Source organism: Erysipelothrix larvae (genome assembly GCF_001545095.1).
In the GTDB taxonomy this organism is placed as follows: Bacteria; Bacillota_I; Bacilli_A; order Erysipelotrichales; family Erysipelotrichaceae; genus Erysipelothrix; species Erysipelothrix larvae.
Genome location: NZ_CP013213.1, coordinates 1946910 through 1967603, shown reverse-complemented (window position 1 = coordinate 1967603; position 20694 = coordinate 1946910). Strand labels below are relative to the sequence as shown.

General features: G+C 38.2%; 16 protein-coding genes. 12 read left to right on the top strand and 4 right to left on the bottom strand.

The window, feature by feature from the left end:
* Positions 1–109: 109 nt before the first annotated feature.
* Positions 110–1255, top strand: coding sequence for a hypothetical protein (locus tag AOC36_RS08945; protein WP_198401172.1), 1146 nt, complete (start codon positions 110–112; stop codon positions 1253–1255).
* A complete protein-coding gene (locus tag AOC36_RS08940) occupies positions 1248–2741 on the top strand; it encodes a hypothetical protein (protein ID WP_067633500.1) in 1494 nt (497 codons plus the stop codon). Before AOC36_RS08945 ends, AOC36_RS08940 begins: the two co-directional genes overlap by 8 nt.
* A 4-nt stretch (positions 2742–2745) precedes the next feature.
* On the opposite strand, the gene AOC36_RS08935 is transcribed toward AOC36_RS08940, so the two are convergent.
* Positions 2746–3492, bottom strand: a complete 747-nt coding sequence (locus AOC36_RS08935; protein WP_067633499.1) for a PIG-L deacetylase family protein — start codon at positions 3490–3492, stop codon at positions 2746–2748.
* 428 nt (positions 3493–3920) lie between these two features.
* Here AOC36_RS08935 and AOC36_RS08930 point away from each other — a divergent pair, with 428 nt between their 5' ends.
* The 9 genes from AOC36_RS08930 (at position 3921) to AOC36_RS08890 (ending at position 15027) form a co-directional block, all read left to right on the top strand.
* A complete protein-coding gene (locus AOC36_RS08930; protein WP_067633497.1) occupies positions 3921–5462 on the top strand; it encodes an ABC transporter permease in 1542 nt (513 codons plus the stop codon).
* Between the two features lie 10 nt (positions 5463–5472).
* The gene (locus tag AOC36_RS08925) at positions 5473–6141 is read left to right on the top strand and encodes an ABC transporter ATP-binding protein (protein WP_067633495.1); all 669 of its coding nucleotides are present in this window, start codon (positions 5473–5475) and stop codon (positions 6139–6141) included.
* Between the two features lie 447 nt (positions 6142–6588).
* Positions 6589–6921 carry a PadR family transcriptional regulator gene (locus tag AOC36_RS08920; RefSeq protein ID WP_067633493.1) on the top strand — a complete coding sequence of 111 codons (333 nt, stop codon included), beginning with the start codon at positions 6589–6591 and terminating at the stop codon, positions 6919–6921.
* 21 nt (positions 6922–6942) lie between these two features.
* The gene (locus AOC36_RS08915; protein ID WP_067633491.1) at positions 6943–8172 is read left to right on the top strand and encodes a hypothetical protein; all 1230 of its coding nucleotides are present in this window, start codon (positions 6943–6945) and stop codon (positions 8170–8172) included.
* Between the two features lie 23 nt (positions 8173–8195).
* Positions 8196–9434, top strand: a complete 1239-nt coding sequence (locus AOC36_RS08910; protein WP_067633489.1) for a hypothetical protein — start codon at positions 8196–8198, stop codon at positions 9432–9434.
* Between the two features lie 22 nt (positions 9435–9456).
* Positions 9457–10722 (top strand): MFS transporter, encoded by a 1266-nt coding sequence (locus AOC36_RS08905; protein WP_067633487.1) that lies wholly within the window; start codon positions 9457–9459, stop codon positions 10720–10722.
* Between the two features lie 444 nt (positions 10723–11166).
* Positions 11167–12627: an LCP family protein gene (locus AOC36_RS08900; protein ID WP_067633485.1), complete on the top strand. Its 1461-nt coding sequence runs from the start codon at positions 11167–11169 to the stop codon at positions 12625–12627.
* 141 nt (positions 12628–12768) lie between these two features.
* Positions 12769–14604 (top strand): heavy metal translocating P-type ATPase, encoded by a 1836-nt coding sequence (locus tag AOC36_RS08895; RefSeq protein WP_067633483.1) that lies wholly within the window; start codon positions 12769–12771, stop codon positions 14602–14604.
* Positions 14605–14640: 36 nt separating this feature from the next.
* Positions 14641–15027 carry a Fur family transcriptional regulator gene (locus AOC36_RS08890; RefSeq protein WP_067633481.1) on the top strand — a complete coding sequence of 129 codons (387 nt, stop codon included), beginning with the start codon at positions 14641–14643 and terminating at the stop codon, positions 15025–15027.
* A 73-nt stretch (positions 15028–15100) separates the two neighbouring features.
* On the opposite strand, the gene AOC36_RS08885 is transcribed toward AOC36_RS08890, so the two are convergent.
* Genes AOC36_RS08885 through AOC36_RS08875 form a run of 3 tightly spaced genes read right to left on the bottom strand, consistent with a single transcriptional unit; the run spans position 15101 to position 19265 of the window.
* Positions 15101–16552, bottom strand: coding sequence for a glycoside hydrolase family 1 protein (locus AOC36_RS08885; RefSeq protein WP_067633479.1), 1452 nt, complete (start codon positions 16550–16552; stop codon positions 15101–15103).
* A gap of 18 nt (positions 16553–16570) precedes the next feature.
* Entirely contained in the window at positions 16571–18013 is a 1443-nt protein-coding gene (locus AOC36_RS08880) for a glycoside hydrolase family 1 protein (RefSeq protein WP_067633477.1), read from the bottom strand.
* Positions 17991–19265 (bottom strand): PTS sugar transporter subunit IIC, encoded by a 1275-nt coding sequence (locus AOC36_RS08875; RefSeq protein WP_232505363.1) that lies wholly within the window; start codon positions 19263–19265, stop codon positions 17991–17993. Before AOC36_RS08875 ends, AOC36_RS08880 begins: the two co-directional genes overlap by 23 nt.
* Before the next feature lie 392 nt (positions 19266–19657).
* Here AOC36_RS08875 and AOC36_RS08870 point away from each other — a divergent pair, with 392 nt between their 5' ends.
* The gene (locus tag AOC36_RS08870; protein WP_067633475.1) at positions 19658–20449 is read left to right on the top strand and encodes a MurR/RpiR family transcriptional regulator; all 792 of its coding nucleotides are present in this window, start codon (positions 19658–19660) and stop codon (positions 20447–20449) included.
* Positions 20450–20694 lie beyond the last annotated feature (245 nt).

Below are 20694 nucleotides of genomic sequence, written 5' to 3'. Positions count from 1 at the left end.
GAATCTGTTTAATCAATTCAATATTTTTTGTGTTTTATAGTGATTTAAAGACATCATATTATTTTATAATGCTATAATATGGTTAATCATGATAAAAGAAGGATAATTTATGCGAAACACTCAGAATAAGAATAATAAAAAAAGTACCGCGAATACGTTTGTGAAAGAAGAATCTGAAAAATTACAGGATAAACCGTTTGAAATGTCTTCAGATTATTCAAACGAAACAAAGGATGCTACGCATCATAAAGAACTAAAGCAAGAAGACGTTGTGAGTGAAATAAGAAATAGTTTTGATGGTGCCCTTCGAGTTGTTTCAAAAGGGTCCAGTAAAGTTGTTGAACAAACCAAAAAGGTCTCAAAAGATTTGGGGAATCGCACTAAAAAAGTCGATGTTATGAATTCAAAGTTAAAAAAGCAGTCAGTTTATGCGTTTAATGCGGGTGTTGCTCGCTATGAAGAGATTGCCAGACAATTTGGAGACTTGTCCAATCAACTTTATAGTGTGCGAAAAGGCGTCGTTAATGTTATCAGAGTCATTGAAAATCAAATTAATTTAATTTCAAATACACCAAAGTCTTTTCATACTGATCTTCAAAACATAAATCTTGAGATTTTATCCTTTAAGGATAAACAAGGGGAAATCGAAAAGGCAACACTTGAAGTAAAAGCAGCTAAAGGTGGAACAGGAGTAGGGGTTACTTTTAGTGCCTTAGGACTTGCTGTTGCTACGATGGGGCCAAGTGCAGCAATGAGTGTTGCAACAACATTTGGTGTTGCTTCAACGGGTACTGCTATATCTTCGCTTTCGGGTGCCGCTGCAACAAATGCTGCACTTGCTTGGCTTGGGGGCGGTGCACTTTCAGTGGGTGGCGGTGGTATGACTTCAGGAGCAGCATTCATTGCGCTTGTTGGGCCCGTTGGATTTACAATCGCTGGAATAATGCTCACGACCTCAATTGGTTCAGGTTTTTTTGCAAGTCAAAAAAACAAAGAAATCGCTCAAAAGTTAAATGAAGAAAGAGAAAATTTAGAACGTGTTATTCTTAAATTTGAACACTTGAATCAAAAAATATCCGCAATCCTTGAAACAACACTCAATCAAGTGGATGGTGTAATTGAAGCATCGTCTCGGATAAGCAAAGCGGATTTCTCACTTTATTCACGTGAAGAGAAACTTTATGCGGGGATATTAGTGAATACAACACTTACACTCGCTCAGCTTGTAAATAAGGAGCTTAGCCTTGATGATTAAGAAAAGAAGTATAAATCAGGGTATTATTCAAGGTGTAGCGGACTATTTTGATTTTATCAATGTAATGAGATTGGATACACTTGAGAATAATCTAAAACGAATATTTGCCTCACAAGAGATAAACTTGGAATCAATATCAAAACGAAGTAAGCAAGCGATTGATTGTCTTTCAGGTGCTGAGAAAACGATTGACAGTTTAATTATTTCAAGACGGGGTGCAGATAAAGGTGTCCACGGATTTATTGCGGAATTTACAGAAGAAGCAATACGAAATTCACGAAGTATTTACCAAAAGATTAGTGAACACTGCCATGTATTAAATGACAATGGAATTACAGATCTTAATTTGAATGGTGAGAATGTTCAAATGAAGTTTAATAATAATATTAGGCAAGGACTTGAGCATGCGAAAAACTATCGATCCATGAAACTTATGATTCCAAAGGACAAATTTGAAATTTGCGATAAGATCATGAATGGTGAACGGTATCTTTCATATGATGGAGAACTCAGTTTAAGAAAGACATCAGCAATTAAACAAATCATTCAAGACGAAAGCAAAGCTCGGGGTCAACACTATACTGAGTGGTTAATTCCTTCCGTTTCAAAGTATGATGATGTTCAAAAAGGTAATATTTTTGAAACCCTAGGGAAAGAAAAAGAATCGATAATAAAGCAAACATCAATTGATAAAGCACACGTTGAAGAGACGATGCTCAAGCAAAAGGAAATTGCAATACAAAATGCAACGCCATCTATGAGCGAAGCGTTAAAATCTTCAGGTGTTGTTGTTTTACTCCATGGTGGGATAAATTTTGGGTTGTTTGTCTTAGCACAACACCAAAATGGAAAAGAAATCTGGCAATTTGACCGCGAGGATTGGAAAAACGGTGGAATCCAAACCATCAAAGGAAGTGTTAAAGGGGGAATCTCTGGACTATCAATTTATGCCTTAACAAATTTTACTAAGATGCCTTCACCGATTGCTGCTTCAATAAATTCATGTGCCTTTGGAATATCAAACGCGATTATTCGATATAGAAATTCTGAAATCGATGAGCATGAATTTGTGAGTCTTTTGATGTTGAGTACGTTAGATTCAACAGGTTCTGCTATTGGCGCAACAATTGGGAAGACATTGATTCCAATTCCAATCTTAGGTGCTCTTGTTGGATCTGTTGTTATGACTACAGCACTGAATGTTGGACAAGATATGTTTAGTACGTATGAAAGAGACTATATTATAAAACGTCAAGAAGAAATCAATGATTATGTCCATTCACTTAACCAAGAATATCAAGCAATGTATGAGAAACTCATTGAATCAACGCGTAAACTTGGAACTATCCAAGAATATGCATTTGATTTTGATGCAAACATTCAACTCCAGTTTGAATCTTCAATTGATCTCGCGCGCTTGTCAGGTGTTTTAGAATCAAATATCATCCACGATGAAACAGAGGTTGATGATTACTTCCTTATTTAGGTACTTAGAGAGACTCCATTAAGGACTCAAGCAGTTCATCCCGTATCGCAAAGCAATGAGTATGAATCGGATAAAGTAATTTGAGCCGTTCTGCATATGTATAAGGTGTGCCAATTGCATAGGCTTGGTATAAGGTATTGAGTTGTTGGAGGAATGCTTCATTTACTTGAGATGAATGGGCGCGTATCGCGTCCATTTTCTGTGTATAAACAGCATCAATCCCTACAATCGTATTATCGTGCTTTGTAAAGTAATGGCCTAAGATCTCAGGGTGATACGCATCATCATGGATTCTATGCTCGTGAAATGGATAATACCTTTGGGGACAGCGCACAAAGGCTTCATTCACTGCGCGTCCCACAGTTAAATGCACGGGATGACATTCATTGTCTAAATCAGGATCTACAGAGATTAGGGTTTGAATGTGGTGGGTTCTCATGATGTTTACGATGTCTTCACAGATTGAAGATATGGTTCCTGGATTGGTATTTGTATATCCCAAATCACCCAGGTAAGTGACCCCTAAGATGTCTGAAGCATGCTGTGCTTCAAGCGCACGTATGGATGCAAGTGCTTCAGGTGAATGTTCATCACTCCCGCCATCCCCTTTTGTCACGCTTACGGAATAGACTGGAATGCCCTTTTGTACAAGGTAAGCCATGGTTCCACCCGCTCCAATTTCATTATCATCAGGATGTGGTTGAACAAACAAAGCACTTTTTATATCATCTAAAGTTGGATAGTCTAACATGGTAAATCGCTCCTTTATACAGTAAGTTTATGCATTTTAAGTGAAACATTCAAGATAAACGAAACCTAAACAAAAAAGTATATCAAATCGTGCTATCCCATCAGGGAGAACAAACACTTCACAATCGAATCATGAAATGTCTGATTCAGATAGGATGTATGATACCCATAGAAATCATCGCATTGATGTCTAAAACCCTAAAAGATCTTAAATAATCCTTGATCAACACTCATGAAAACTCTGAATCTTGATTTTATGGAGGATGCGTTTGATATCACTCTTGACTAAATCATCCCCTTAAAGAAGAGATTTTGGGTCTTTTTGTGTGCGTCAATGTGAAGTCTTGATGTGAAGTATTTTATAGGTATAAGCATTTAAGGTTCGTTTAAGTAAGTGTTGGTAAGATGTGTTTTGTGTAGGAGGTATCTATGAGTTATTTATTTAGAGCACAGGCGTATGTGAAACGCCACTGGGGGCGTACCTTAGTCATTTTTGGATTACTTACCATTATCGCAAATATCACACTTGCTGCATTAAGTGTCCAAAAAGGGAGTGAATTAGCCCAAGACAATTTATTAAACCAAGCACAATCAACGGTTGTGTATTCTCAAAACCAACAAGCCATCATGACAGCGCGTCAAGATGGAACCATAGCAGAAGGGGAAAGTGTCACAAAAGGGCTTCCTACGTATGGAAACTATACCCTTATGAGTGATTCAGACCTTTTAAGTTATAGTGATGCAACTGCTGTCTATGAAGTCACATCTGAGTCGATTGATCCTTATGTGAATGAAGACCAAGCAAATATGCCGCAAGGCGACTCAAATATGCAAAATCAAATGCCAGATATGGGTGGCCATGAACGTCCAGATGGGTTTGTGCAAGGTGGATATGAGTCCTCAGGTGATTTTACCTTGAATACGTTCTCAAATGAAACACCGTTAAGTTTCTATGATGAAACACTGACTTTAAATGAAGGGCGATATGCCACAACAGATGAAATTGAAAGTGGTGCACTGGTTGTATTAATCAATGATACATTGGCATCACAAAATGACTTAAGTGTGGGGGATACAATTACGCTCACACCAACACTTGAAGGTTATGAAACTGAACAAAGTTTTGAAATCATTGGAATCTATACATCCAGTGCAACCCAAGACAGTCGTTTTAATTTCCAACTAAGCAGTTCATTGTTAACACAGAACCAAATGTATGTACCGTTTAATTCATTAAAAACGATTGGCTTAAGTGACGATGAAATCAACAGTTATTCAATCAGTACTGCTGAGTTTGTACTCGCAGATCCTCAAGATGCTGATGCATTTATTGAAGAAGCAAGTGCCAAGGTAGACCTTACCTATTCAACCTTTGCTGCAAATACCAGTGAATATGATCGAATTTCTTCCTCATTATCCAGTGTATCAAGCATGTCCACAACCATGATTGTGATTATATTGAGTGCATCGGTTGCAATTTTAACCCTAATTATTACACTAACCATTAACCAACGTAAAAATGAAATTGGCTTACTCTTAGCGTTGGGTGAGAAAAAAAGCAAGATTGTCCTTCAACTGATTACAGAAACCGTCATGATAGCAAGTGTCGCATTTATTCTCTCATGCTTCACCTTCTCCTTTTTTACCAGTTCAATCACCAGTTTTGCGACATCAAATTCGTCATCCATTCGCAATATCGTAAACGCTGATTCACAACCAACACGTGGTGGGAATATGCCGAGTATGGGTGGGGGTGAAATGAGTGGTACAGGACCGAGCTTTAACTTTGGGGTTGGATCTCAACCCAATACACAATCAGAGGATGTTTCTTCATCCATTGATGCAAGCCTAACAGCGCAAACACTGATCACCTTTACCTTACTGGGACTCTTTATTTGTGTTGCATCCACTGCATTACCTTCAGCAATCGTTATGCGATACAATCCAAAGAAAATATTAGCACAAAACTAGGAGGTGCCTTATGTCTGAAATACTTAAAATTAATGAGTTAAACTATACATACAAAGATGGCATGTCTGAAAGACAGGTGCTCAGTGATGTGAATTATGAATTCAAAGAAGGTGTTTTTTATACCATTATGGGTGAGAGTGGCAGTGGTAAAACCACACTGCTTTCCTTAATGGGTGGTTTAGAGAAAGTACAAAGCGGGTCCATTGAATTTGATGGTAAAAACATTCAAACCATCGGACTTGACAACTATCGACGTCTAAATCGGACGATGATCTTTCAAAACATGAACCTTGTCCCTTATTTAAGTGCCTATGAAAATGTAACCAATGGTCAGTTAATACGTGGGCTTAAAGTCAACAAAGAATCAGCCCTTCAATCCCTGAGTAAAGTTAGAATCGAAGGGGATATGGTGAATCGAGGCATTAAGAAGTTATCGGGTGGTGAACAACAACGCGTTGCCATTGCGAGATCTTTGGCCATTGATGTGCGTCTTATCCTCGCAGATGAACCAACTGGGAACTTAGACAAACAAAATGAAAACCACATTATTGAACTCTTTAAAGACTTAGCCCACAAAGAAAACTGTTGTGTGATTGTGGTAACGCACTCAGAACGCGTTGCACGACGCAGTGATGTCACCCTTAACATCGCAAAAGGCCAACTTTACACCAATCATTAAACCATCGTAACATCGACATCTTTTCTCCTTCTCATGATATCGTATGGGTCATACGATATCATATAAAACCAGGATTCTCCACCTGGTTTTTGGTCTGATACTGTGTACGGACACCTTTAGTTTCGTGTGATGGATCATCTGAGTTTAAGGATTTATATGCGAGCACCAATCCTCATCAATATTTTTCAATGAACTTAAGGTTCAGTTAAGGTTCTTTGTGTATACTATAAGTGTGTTCAAGGAAGGACACAAAATAACCCCTAACACAATACTGTGTTAACTTCCTCATAGATCTTGAATCTACATAAAAGTAGTGTCACTGCAATCCCCCCCTCAATGCAGAACTGGACACTACTTTTTTGGTGTATTGATAAAGATGCTTTACAAAGAGAAGGGGTAAATGCTATAATATCGATAGACGATATCGTAACACGATATTAGGAGGTGATGATCATCGATTCATTCAAAAATTTAACCGAGTCCATGTTCTATGTCCTGATGGCCTTTTATGAAAAAGAAACCTTTGGTACTGAGATTGTTGAGTTCATCACGCGGGTTAGTAATGGAAGAGTACCCATGGGTCCTGGAACCTTATATACCATTCTTTCTAAATTTGAAGAGGGTGGTCTGATAATAGAGATTGCGGTAGAGGGAAGAAAACGTACCTATCAAATTACGCAAAAAGGACGCGATGTCTTCGATGAAGAAATAAGGCGGCTTGATGAGGTATTGGAAACAGCACACTCATTAAAAAAACGTGTGGATGATCATAAGGTGTGATTGATGAAGGGGATAAGGGTTATGAAATATAAACTGAGGTTTACAAAACTGAGCGTAGTTGACCAACAAAATCTTGAATATCTACTCAACGAATATGCACACGAAGGGTGGTATATCAAGAAGATCGTGTTTGACGTACTGTTCTTTGAATATGATCCAACACGTGATTGTCGGATTATTGTAGTGATGAATTATAATGCAATGTCACGACTCAGCCAAGCAAAAAATGAAGCGGATTTACAAAAACAGCTCGATGCTTATGAATTATTTGACTACAAAACCATCCTTAAGTACCGATACTTTGTTGTACTTGAAGCATCGAAAACATCACAGTTTATCACGGATGAGTTCGTAGATGAGACTACCAGCAAACCCAATCGAAAAAAGATATTTCGTTCAGTCTTTTTGGAAGAAATTCTAAGTATCTTATGGTATCAAATCATGTTCATTGGTAATCCAGTGAATACAATTGCACTCTTTATTGCTTCAAACTATGGGATTATGTATCTTCTGTTTCTATGTGGGCTCATGATTTGGATTATTATGGATGGTTTTATGAGAATCAAAGCGGCACATGGGTACTATCGTCAGTATAGAAATCCAATTCCTCAACGGTTCAAGCAAACTAAACATAGTTCAAAAGATCTGTGGAAGATGGGGTTATTCATCCTTTCCATCGTGTTATTTGTATGGGTTGGGATGACCAACAATCCATCCCAGTTTGTGATGATATTCGGCATACTTGTATCCCTGATTCTCACAGTGAACTTGTTTGCGTTTGGGACGAGATCAGAATCAATGACGCTACGAAGACGCATTGTCCTCATGATATCAGGGTTTATCAGTCTTGCGATGTTCTGTGTATGCTTTATGTTAGTGCTTAACCATGAAGAGGGGGCGTCAAATATGCGTCCAATTTCAGATGCACACCAAATAACGCATCTTAAAATGGAAAGTTTTGATAGATTTTTAGAAGAAAATACGCAATGTAGCTTCAACCAATCGGACTCACTGCTTGTGACAAAGGTTGAGATATGGTGTGATTCACAAGACATCAGCGTGGTGGTGTCAAAGACTGAGCAATTCTTACCCTTTGTGATATGGAGTGGCGTCGGTACCTTTAACCTTCCAGAGCAAACCTCCACATTATCAACACGAGGCTTTCAAACAGCATTTCGAGTGAATCATACAATACTCTTGAGTTATCGAGAAATACCACAATACTTTATTGATGAGCTCAATAGTCGCTAGAACATCACATATAAGGAGAAACTATGAAGCATAAATTTCGATATATTAATTTACAGCCAACAGATCAACATAATCTTGAAATTCTTCTCAACAGGTATGCTCATGAAGGGTGGTATCTAAAGAAGAAAATATGGAATATTTTGTGCTTTGAAGCTGATCCAAGTCGAAATCGTCGGTATATCGTATTGACAGATTACAGTGTATTCACAACGAATAATAAAGCGGATTACTTATATGAACTGAATAATACGATCGATTATCTTGAAGACTTTGATTACCATAAAGTACTTGAAACCTATGACTTTATTATTTTAGAGAAACCCTATGACGGAAAGTATATTACGGACATTGACCTTGATGAATCAGTCAGTAAACCAAAACGAAAACTCGTTTATAGGACGCTTCGAAACAGAGCAATCCTTACTTTGGTTAATTTTGCGATCATATTTACGTTTAATTTTGTCCAATCAGTTTCATCCTTGCTTTTTACAAATTCCGGTTTAACAATCATTATGGTAATGATGCTGTTGTTTGGCTATTCCCTCGTTTCAAGCACACGCATGATTCGATTGGGGTATCGCTATTACAAAAATTATGAGAATCCAACGCCAAAGAAATTCTATGCAACGCATAATAGGGCACTTGATATTCTAGATTTTATGTTCTTTGCGGTTTTAATCGTGTTATGTTTTGGCACCCTAATATCAATGGCACATGGTGATATGTTCTTGTTTACACTCTTGTTAATGATGGTTATCGCGTGTGGTGTGGTACTTCTTATCGTTGGATTTATCAACACAAAGAGCAAATCATGGATGGTTATCCTGGGCTACATCATGTCTATTGCATTTTCTATTTTCCTTTTGTTTCTTGTGTTTAAAAGCATTGAGACAAACACTGGGGTGTATGATGAAGCGGATGATGTTGTTCATTCAGGATCTTCAATCACCCTCATCGCCTTGGAGAGTTTCGACACCATGATCCAAGAAAACCAGAATTGCCGTGTTTCACAATCCAATTCAAAAGCTGCAGGTTCTGTTGATCTATTCTGTGATTCAAACAGTATTTGGGTATATGTATCACACCATGATACGCTGACTCCACTTGTAAGCAAAGCTACCACTGGCATGTTTAATATTCCAAATCACACGCCAATAACAACATCAAAATTTCAAAGACATGTGTATCGCAGCGATAATGTCATCATCATGAGTTATCGAGAAATACCACAATACTTTATGGATGAGCTGAATCAAAAATAATAAAAACATTAAGGGGGATGTCATGAAAACTAAAATACGATTTATAGGGTTGAATGCACTGGATTCACAAAACTTAGAAGGGTTATTAAATCTTTATGCACGTGAAGGATGGCACTTTAAAACGGTTATTTGGAAGTTTATAGTCTTTGAATATGATCCCAGTCGACAAAGAGGCTATACAGTCTTGATAGACTATGGACGATTTAGAAGTAAAAAGAAACAAGCGTATCGAAATGAACTTGCGTCTCACATCAATTATCTGGAAACCTTTGACTATCACGGAGTTGGTCGTACACGGTTTTTTGAAATCTTAGATCGACCTCAAGATGTGACACACATTACAGATCGTGAACTTGAACATGAATCAAACCATGACAAACGGGTCATGATATTTCAATCAACGATGCAAGATTTACTATCAATGGTGTTGTGTTGGATTATTTGGTTTTATGGACACGCATTGAATTCGCTTATTCAGCCGATGATACAATCCAATGCGGGATTAATCATCTTCGTGCTGTTTATATTGATTCTTGTTTATGGAATTATTAAGTATGTGAGGGTGGGATATTTTGCATATAAACACATAAAACAGTCTGAATACACGACTCCTTCAAGCTTCACCATTACTCATCACACACTCAACGACGCCTTGGGATTGTATTTCCTGTTGATGTTAATGGCAGGTGTCTTCAGTACGATCATGCTCATCATGTTTAACTTCTCAAATGCCTGGATTGTGTTTATTTTATCCTTGATTGCCTTGTTTGTGTCGGGTGTATTGCTTGTTGTTATGGTGAAAAATGATGCGAAAATAGGTGAGAAAATCATCTTCTATTTGATTCCAAGCATCGCCTGCATTGGCCTAAGTGTTTATGGACTTCTTACAACCTTCCAACAATCCTCAAGGATCCATGAATCATCAACTCAACCAATTGAACTGCGTAGTACAGGATTACAGCTACACGCCTTGGATGAACTCCTAGAAACCAATACAACCTGTCGTGTGACACGTAGGGAATCAATTGTTGTGGAGTATATTGGTGTTGAATGTGATACGATGCGTGTTGAGATTTATGCTTCAAAACAACAACGCCTGAACGCTCTGGTGACATTCGCAACAACGAACCATTTCTATATTGAGAATCAAACAGCTTCACAAGGCATGTTTGCCAATGAGTTTGTCCACCGTATCAATAATATCTTCATATTAGGAGACATCAGTACATATGACTCACTCACTGAACTCATCAATGAAATTACAAACGCACACATAAGTCAAAGATAACGCTTATGGCATTGTTACTCTTGAAATTGATATACCTGAGTGTTTGATTTAAAAAAACAAACATACCGATACTAAGGAAGTGTTCCCCACTTCCTTTTTAAAACGGCTAAAAAAATACAGACTCTTTTCGTGTTATCTCACAATTTCACAAAATTGGTCATGGGTGTAAAAAAGTTATGAAGAAACCGTAAGATTGAGTCTATGAAATATGACGATAATATCGTAAAATAAGGCTATATGCGTGATTGGTAAGGTTAGGTTATCATGATAAATCCGAGGGCTTTAAAATTTTTCATCCTGACAAATGTTTCTGGGTCTTTAAGAAATTTGAAAATCTTCGAATTTTAGCGTATAATTTGCAAGTTATGTTATGATGATACTAAGGTATATCCATGCTGTGGGTCATCTATGATTTAAAAAAAAAAAATCCGATGAGAGGTATATATGAAGAAACAAAAAGGATCAAATCCAAAAAGAGATCTTACAATGAAACGTTTTGGATGGGTAGTCTTGGGAATTCAAGCGTTATTTTCTGCGTTATCGATTTACGCAATTATCGATGCGAATGTTTTACCAACACGTTATCTATTAATTGCAATGGGCGTGATCGTACTGCTCCTTATCTTGATGGGTCTATGGGTCATTAAGAACAAAGGCTTTGCATCACGAATTATCAGTTTAATATTATCGATTGCGATTTTACTGGGAACCATCTACGTCATGAATGCCAGTAGTTTTATTGGTGGTGTGACAGGTGGGAGTACAAATACACACGTTATTAACGTTCTTGTATTGGATGAAAGTCCTGCGAAAAATATTTCCGATGTCAAAGATGAGCAGTTTGGTGTAAATACACAACAAGAACAAGAAACTGCAAACCGTGCAGTAACCCTTATTAAAGAGAAAGACAACATTGATATCTCAATTAAGGCATATTCTGATTATGAAACCATGATTGATGATCTCTATGATGGAACGGTTAAAGTGATCATTATGAGTGAAGGGAACATGTCATTAATGGATGAAATTGATGAAAACTTCACAAGTAACGTACGTATTATTGCGTCTTATAAATATGAAGAAGAAGTCGTACAAAGAGACACACGACCTGACGTCTTAAAGGAAACCTACAGTATCTTCCTCAGTGGAATTGATACCTATGGACCAGTTTCCACAGTATCACGTTCAGATGTGAATATGATTATTACCGTAAACCCAAAAACAAATCAAATTTTACTCACAAGTATTCCACGTGATTACTTCGTAACCCTTGCATCACGAGGTGCGAAGGATAAACTCACTCATGCGGGACTTTATGGTGTTGAAGAATCCATGAATACACTTGAAAACTTATTGAACATCGATATTGACTTCTATGTTCGTGTTAATTTCTCATCTGTAACGGATATTGTGGATGCTTTGGGTGGTGTTGAAGTTTATACTAAATATAACTTTGTTACGTTACACGGTGGATATCGATTTACTGCAGGGAATAACTCAGTAAATGGCGCACAAGCATTGTCATTTGTGCGTGAACGTTACAACTTGCCAAATGGTGATAATGATCGTGTTTACCACCAACAACAACTTGTACAAGGAATCTTAAATAAAGCAATGTCACCATCCATTATTACACGCTTTAGTTCAGTCCTTAACTCAGTGTCAGGTTCACTTCAAATGAGTTTCTCAGAAAGTGAACTCACATCCATTATTCGTCATCAAGTGGATTCGATGGAAAGCTGGGATATCCAACAAGTACAATTAACCGGTACGGGATCATCGGGTGTTACATACAGTATGCCTGGACGTAATCTATACATTATGATTCCAAACCAAGATTCAGTAAACCGTGCATCATCATTAATCCATCAAATGGAAAATGGTGAAGTGATTAGTGTTGATTAATAAGTAAGTACTTAGGTTATGTGAGATACACCTCGCATAACCTTTTTTTATTATGTGAAATCATCTAAAAACATTGTTTATTGTTATAAAAAGAGTTATACTATTAATAGTGATAATGATTATCATTATTGGAGGTTTAATATGAATCTATTGAAGGCAATGTGGACGACACTTACCTGTGGAGGATTAATTCTACTGGGGATTGTGGTACCTGAAGAGATTTCATGGATGTTTTTTATTGGAGCAATTTGTATTGGTGGGTACCACCAAACAAAAGAAGGCTTAAAAGATAGCTTTCAAAACAAACGACTTAACATCGAACTGTTGATGATCCTTTCAGCATTCGGTGCCTGTGCCTTGGGTGATTTTAAAGAAGGGGCAATTCTTATCTTTATCTTCTCACTTGCAGGCAGTCTTGAAGACATGACATTGGATCGCAGCAATCGTGATATTCGATCTTTAATGGAAAAACAACCCCAAAGTGCAACACGCATAAACCGTGATGGGACTTTAGAGGTTATTGCTGTGGAAGACATCCAAATCAATGATCGAATTCAAGTAGCATCTGGAGAATTGGTTCCAGTAGATGGAACCATTGAACAAGGTCAATCCGACTTTGAAGAATCAAGCATTACGGGTGAATCCGTACCCGTTGAAAAAGGGGTAGGGGATGGTGTATTTGGTGGTACGCTTAATATGAGTAATCCAATGCGCCTTGTTGTAGACAAAAATCCCGATGATATGGTATTAAAACGAATTGTGAAAATGGTTGAAGCGGCACAATCCCATCAATCCAAAGCATCTTCACTGATTGAAAAGATTGAAGGGAAGTATGCCTTGGGGGTTATTATTGCGGTTGTGGTTGTGATTCTTGGCGAGATGTACTTATTACACAAACCTTTTGAATCCGCATTTTATACAGGCATCGTATTGCTTGTCGTTGCATCCCCATGTGCACTGGTAGCATCTGTAACACCAGCTACACTTGCAGCAATCTCAAATGGATCACGCCATGGTATTTTAGTAAAAGGGGGAGCTTACTTTGAATTATTGTCTGAGATTAAAGCCCTTGCCTTTGATAAGACAGGAACCATTACTGAAGGAAAGCCTAAAGTAGTACGCATGAACCTTGAGAAACACCATCAATTCCCATTAAGTATCTTAAGGGTTCTTGAAGAACAATCCACCCATCCCTTAGCACATGCAATCACTGAGTATTTACGTCAAGAAAATGAGACAGTTAATGTATCGATGATCCAAGAAGTCAAAGGGTATGGAATTCAAGGCGTTTATGAAGGATCTGTGTTTAAACTGGGCAGTGAAGCCTATATGCATGATATTCCGGTAACTATCCTTGCCCAAGCCCAACAAGACAGCAGTGAAGGGTATTCTTTGGTTTACATTTCAAATGATGAAGTCTGTATTGGTTACTTTGCGATTGCAGATACAGTACGGGATGAAGCACAAGAGCTTGTAGCTTGGTTGAAACAGAATCATATTGAACCAGTCATGATTACAGGGGATAATGAACATGTTGCGAATCGGATTGGGAAACAATTGGGGATTGATACAGTGATTGCGAAATCACTACCTGATCAAAAAGCCCATCATATCCAAGAGCTCTTAACACTCTATGATACCGTTGGTATGATTGGAGATGGGATTAATGATGCACCTGCACTTGCCAGTGCAAGCATTGGGATTGCGATGAGTAATGGTACCGATATTGCCATTGAAACCTCAGATATTGTGCTTACAACACCCAACTTATCCAATGTTGCTTATGCAATAAAACTATCAAAACGCCTTAAAAAGATTTCCAGACAAAATATCATATTCTCATTGTCTGTAATTGCTTGCCTCATAATCTTGAATTTCACACGCTCACTCCCATTACCACTTGGGGTTGTATTTCATGAAGGAAGTACAATTTTAGTGATAATGAATGGACTTAGAATGCTTCGTAATATAGAATAATAAGTATCAACGGGGTAAAGAAAGGAAAAAGAAACAATGACACGTAGGAAAACACAATTACGCGACTCAATCTATGAGCTCATTAATCATTCAGATGGTCATATGACTGCCGATCAAGTGCATGCACTCTTGCGTGCCGATGGTGTTTCCATTGGAATCGCAACCGTCTACCGAAATCTCAATGTCCTCTTTGAAGACGGACAGATTAATCGTGTAAAACATCCAGATTATGGATTTATCTATGATAAAAACCTCCACCCTCACAATCACTTTATTTGTTCACAATGCGGTAAAGTCATTGATGTGGATGTGGATGTATCCGTATCAGACATCGAATCCATCAATAAAGCCCTTGAAGGAAAGGTACTCAGTCATACGGTCTTCTTTGAAGGTTTGTGTAAGGACTGTTTAAAAAAGAACTGAAATTCATGACACCCGCTTGTTTAAGTGGGTGTTGTTTTCTTATCGCATCACAAAGGTTAAAAAAAGAGGATGTTTAAACATCCTCTAGGTTTGATCCATTGGTTTCAATGACTTGTTTATACCAACTATAACTGCGTTTTTTGACACGTTTTCCGGTACCATTTCCATAGTTATCAATGTCTACATAGATGAATCCATAGCGCTTACTCATCTCTGAGGAGGAACAACTGACGATGTCAATAGGTCCCCATGGATAATAGCCTCTCACATCACACCCATCCTTAATGGCTTCAAGGATTTGTTCGATGTGGATTCTTAGGTTATGGATGCGTTCTGTATCATTGACATAGAGGTTTTCGTCGGGTTCATCAAAGATCCCAACCCCATTCTCCGCAATATACATTGGCAATCCATAGCGTGCTTGGTAAAGGTTCAACATACTTCTTAATCCGATTGGGTCAATGGTCCATCCCCATGGATTGGCTTTAAGCATGGGGTTACGATAAGATTCTTGCGATTGAGCATCAATAACGCGTGCATAGTAATATGAGAATGAGAAGAAGTCAATGCCGGCTTTAATGTCTTCTAAATCGGAAGGTTCAATCAGGATGTCAATGTGATGTTCCTTAAAATAGCGAAGCATGTATTGGGGATACGCTCCAAATGCTAAGACATCTGATATATAAAGTGAGATCTGTCCTTGTTGGATCGCGGTAAACACATCTTCTGGTTTTGACGTCTTTGGATAAGCAATGAGGGATGAGTTCATCACACCGACTTGAAACTTAGGATTAATGGTTTTCGCAAGTTTTTTTATCCGTGCGCTGGCGACAATTTCATGGTGCAACCCTTGAAACTTTGCTTGTTCAAGATTATCCACGCGATCACTTGGAATTCCTAGGTGATTAAACGATTCATGATCGAATAGATTGATTTGGTTCACAGGAATCCAAAGCGTGACTTTATCTTTATAGCGTCTCATCACAACCTCAGCAAATCGTACAAAGAAATCAATTAATTTACGATTCACCCATCCATTATAGTGGGTTGCTAGGTGTAGCGGCATTTCATAATGTGATAAGGTCACCATTGGTTGAATGCCTAGACGAAGCATCTCATCAAACAGGTTATCATAAAAGCGCAGCCCTGCTTGGTTGGGGTGGTCTTCATCCCCGTTTGGGAAAATACGTGTCCATGCGATTGATACACGAAGGCTTTTCAACCCCATGCCTGCAAGTAACTTCAAATCTTCTTTATATGAATGATAAAACTCAATTGAAGTCCTTTTAGGAAAGATTGCATCTTTGTCATTCAATAGGGCTGTAATTTGTTTCATGCTCATTTCAGTATTTGATTTAGATTCAAGGTCATCATGATCTTTAAATTCATTAATGTCCGCGACGCTTAATCCTTTACCCTCTTCTTTAAAGCCCCCTTCCAATTGGTTAGCGGCTGTTGCCCCTCCCCATAAGAAACCATCTGGAAAAGCATCAATTGTTTTACATATATCGTTTAGTTTTTTCATTGTTCACCTATACTATTTCTACAAACTTGAACCGTTTGACTTAATGACATTTTTATACCATTCGTAACTCTTCTTCTTGTATCGATTTCCAGTTCCCTTGCCATAATCATCAAGGTCAACATAGATAAAGCCATAGCGCTTGCTCATTTCAGAGGATGAACAACTGACTAAATCAATAGGTCCCCATGGATAATAGCCTCTTACATCAACACCATCCTTGATGGCTTCAAGAATTTGTTGGATGTGCGTACGATAGTATTCAATCCGTTGTGGATCATCAATGGTATGATCCGCATTGAGTGTATCATAAAGTCCAATTCCACTTTCGGTAATGTAAATTGGAAGTTGATAGCGATCATAATATACATTGAGCATAAACCGTAACCCCAATGGATCAATGGTCCATCCCCAATCACTGGCTTCTAATAATGGGTTAATGTATGAGGATTTTGGTTGGTTTGCGACGGTAGCATCGGAAACTTTGGTGTAATAATATGAGAATGAGAAGAAGTCACAGCCTGCTTTTAAATCCATGAGATCCTCATCGCTCACATCAAGATGGATGTTGTTTTCTTCAAAGTAACGGATCATATATCCAGGGTATTCACCACGAATTAAAACATCAGAGATAAACAAATCACGTTGGTTTCTTTGTTCTGTCGCAAGGACATCCTGTGGTAAGGTAGTTGCTGGATAAGCAACGCCACCAATCAACATGACACCCACTTTAAACTCAGGATTAATTGACTCAGCCAGTTTCTTTATTTTTGCACTGGCAACCATCTCGTGATGCAAACCTTGATATTTGGCTTCAAGTAAGTTTTCAACCCGATCTTCGGGGATGCCCAGATGGTTAAATGATTCATGATGGTATAAGTTAATTTGGTTCACTGGAATCCAAAGCTTGACCTTATCCTTATAGCGTCGCATCACGACTTCCGCAAATCGTACAAAGAAGTCAATCAGTTGTCGGTTTGCCCAACCATTGTACTTCAATGCAAGGTTTAGCGGCATTTCATAGTGTGACAAGGTCACAAGGGGTTGTATATTGAATTTGATTAATGTATCAAAAAGATCATCATAGTATTGAAGTCCACGCTCATTTGGAACAGCATCATCCCCATTAGGAAAGATGCGACTCCAAGCAATCGAGACGCGCAAGCTTTTAAGCCCCATGCCAGCAAGCAGTTCGATGTCCTGTTTGTAGGTGTGGACAAAATCTATGCCATAGCGTTTAGGATAAATGCCTTCTTGATCATTGAGTGCTGCCTCAATTTGCGCGGTGGTCATTTCTTTGTTTGATTTTTTAGAAATATCAATGTCAGGTCTGAACTCGTTGAGATCCGCAAGGCTGATGCCTTTACCATCTTCACCAAATCCCCCTTCAAGTTGGTTTGCAGCTGTTGCACCCCCCCATAAGAAATCCTTTGGGAAGGTATTAGGCTGTTTCTTGAGTGCCATTTGCATCTCCTTCTTCTTGAGCAAGTAATTGCTTTTCATAGACTTTAAAGAATGGTAAGTAAATAAAGTAAGACAGGATAAAGTTCACGACAACCAGTGCAGACCCTTTCCAACTGGATGTGACGATTGCACCAGCAATCAGTGATGGTACCGTCCATTCTGCCGCTAAAGGATTTCCCATACCTGGAACAATTCCGGTATAAAATGCGACATATGTCACAATGACTGTCACAACCATACTGCCTACAAACGGCACGAGAAGTGTTGGATTCAGTACAATTGGAACACCAAAGAGAACAGGTTCGTTAATATTGAAAAGTCCAGGCGCTAAGCTGAGTTTACCCAATGCTTTCATTTGTTCAGACTTTGAACGAATCATGTGAATTACAAGCGGTAAGGTTCCACCGCCACCACCAAAATAAATGAAGCTGAAGATAAAGGGTTTTACACCAATGTAAGGAATCGGAAGCCCTGCAGCCATGGCAGTCATATTTGCTTCTGCATTTAGGAGCCAAACAGGTGTTGCGATTGCGGATAAGACACCTGGATGAATCCCAAAAAACCACATAATTGCAGTGAGAATGACATAAGCTAATGGGAACCAGATTGAGTTCACAGACATTCTAAAGATTGGTGTGACTACGCTGTTAATCACTTCATTAATGTTAAAGCCCAGTCCATTGACCACGATATTGATAAGAATTGTAGAAAGTGCGATTGGGATAATGGATTCAAAGGTCTTTGTGATGCTTGATGGAACAGAATCGGGCATCTTAATGGTGAAGTTATGCTTAATGGTAAAGCGCATAATCTCAACCGATACGACGCCAATAATCAACGCTGTAAACATCCCTTGAGCACTCAGATAGGTAGTTCTAAGACCAACCATGCCATCTTCGCTCACCGTAGTGATGGTCATTAAGAATGAGAATAGGGAGGTTAGACCACCTGATGTTTCATCAATGCCATAACCATGAGCCAGTTTACTCCCAAGAACAAAGGCAACATAAATCGACAAGAGCCCCATCCCCATGGTATTAAATTGGGATAAGATATTTTTAAGTGTATCCGCTTTTGCCATAAAGTCTACATAGGCTTGTGGCCACGGTAAGTAAATGATAAGCAGTGCAATACTACTGATCATGGTAATTGGAATGGTTGATACCAAGGTATCTCTAATCGCGACTAAATATCGATTGGTCGCAACTTTTTGGGTAATCGGTACGAGTACTTCTTCGAGTTTGCTAAACATAAAATGTGTGTTGGGTATCATGAATTCGTGTGCCCAACGTTCCCCTTTCATCGTATGAAAAATGGTCGTACATCACCAAATACGTGAAAGTACACACGCAAGGGTGGGATAAATCATCTCCAAAAGAAAAGGAGAAGGTGTTACATTTAAATTATCGTCATGCATCTTACAAACATTAAGTGTAAGGAATCAATCCATTGATATCACGCGTACTTATCAATGGATGATGGTTTTTACCAATTGGTTTACACTTAAACTTTACCACACTATGACACAACTTTTTAAAAGGTTTAATGTCCAAAACTCGACACGGTTTTTAAACCCCAAGGACTATAATTATTGGACGTATTATGGTACGATTAATAGATACAAGCACCTAAGGGAGGGGTACAATGAAAAACATTTCTCGTTATTTGTGGAATGAACTCATGTACTTTATGCAGAATAATACTAAAAATTCTGCAGAGTATGCGATTGCTTTAGAACTTGTTAATCGATTTGAAGAAATTTCACAGATGAAAATTGAAGAGATTGCACACAATGCAAACGTAACGCCAAGCACTGTCAGTAAATTCTGTAAGAAATTAGGGTTTGAAGGATATAATGACCTCAAAGCCTGTCTTCCTGACATTCCCTTTAATGACTCCAAAATTGCTCATATTCGTGAATCCTATCCACGTGAGCAATACATGGATGCTTTTTTGATTTATGACTCACAACTCACAACCCTAATTCTTAATAATATTGGCAAGAATTTAAATGCTCAAAAACTATCACAAGACATCATTGAAACCAAAAGTGTCTGTATTATATCACCAGATTATGCCTCAAGTGCTGCGGTCATATTCATTAAGACTTGTAATTGTGAAGGCATAGATTGTTTCAAAATAGCCCGTAAATCAGATCATGATTTCATCATAAAACTGACTAAATCATGCAATGTGGTGATTGTGATTTCCACAACAGGAGAATGGATTGAAGAAAATAGAGACCTTATTGATGTACTGAAGCACCAAGATAATCAGATCTATGTAGTGGGTTCGTCCACAATTCTTCACACCCAAGATGAGTCTGATACATTGATTCCTATTGTTCTTGGTGAAGAACTCACAGTCTTAGATTCCCATTATAATTCATCACGCTTTTATACGTTATTCTTCGCATACCTGTCTTTATCGATATGATAAACCCCCATGGTTTATCTCATTTTAAAAAAATAAAGATGAACACGGTTTTAAAACAGATTTTATCACGTTGTAATTAAAAAAATAAAAATCACCTATTAAAGTGAAACACAAGATACACAGCTACTGAGCGTGTATTTTTTTATTGGGGGCAATAACAGGTAATGGGGGAATGTAAACCAGCCCATAACACTCATGAAGTCATGACACCAACAGCTAAAATCATAAGAATCTAGAGCACGTTG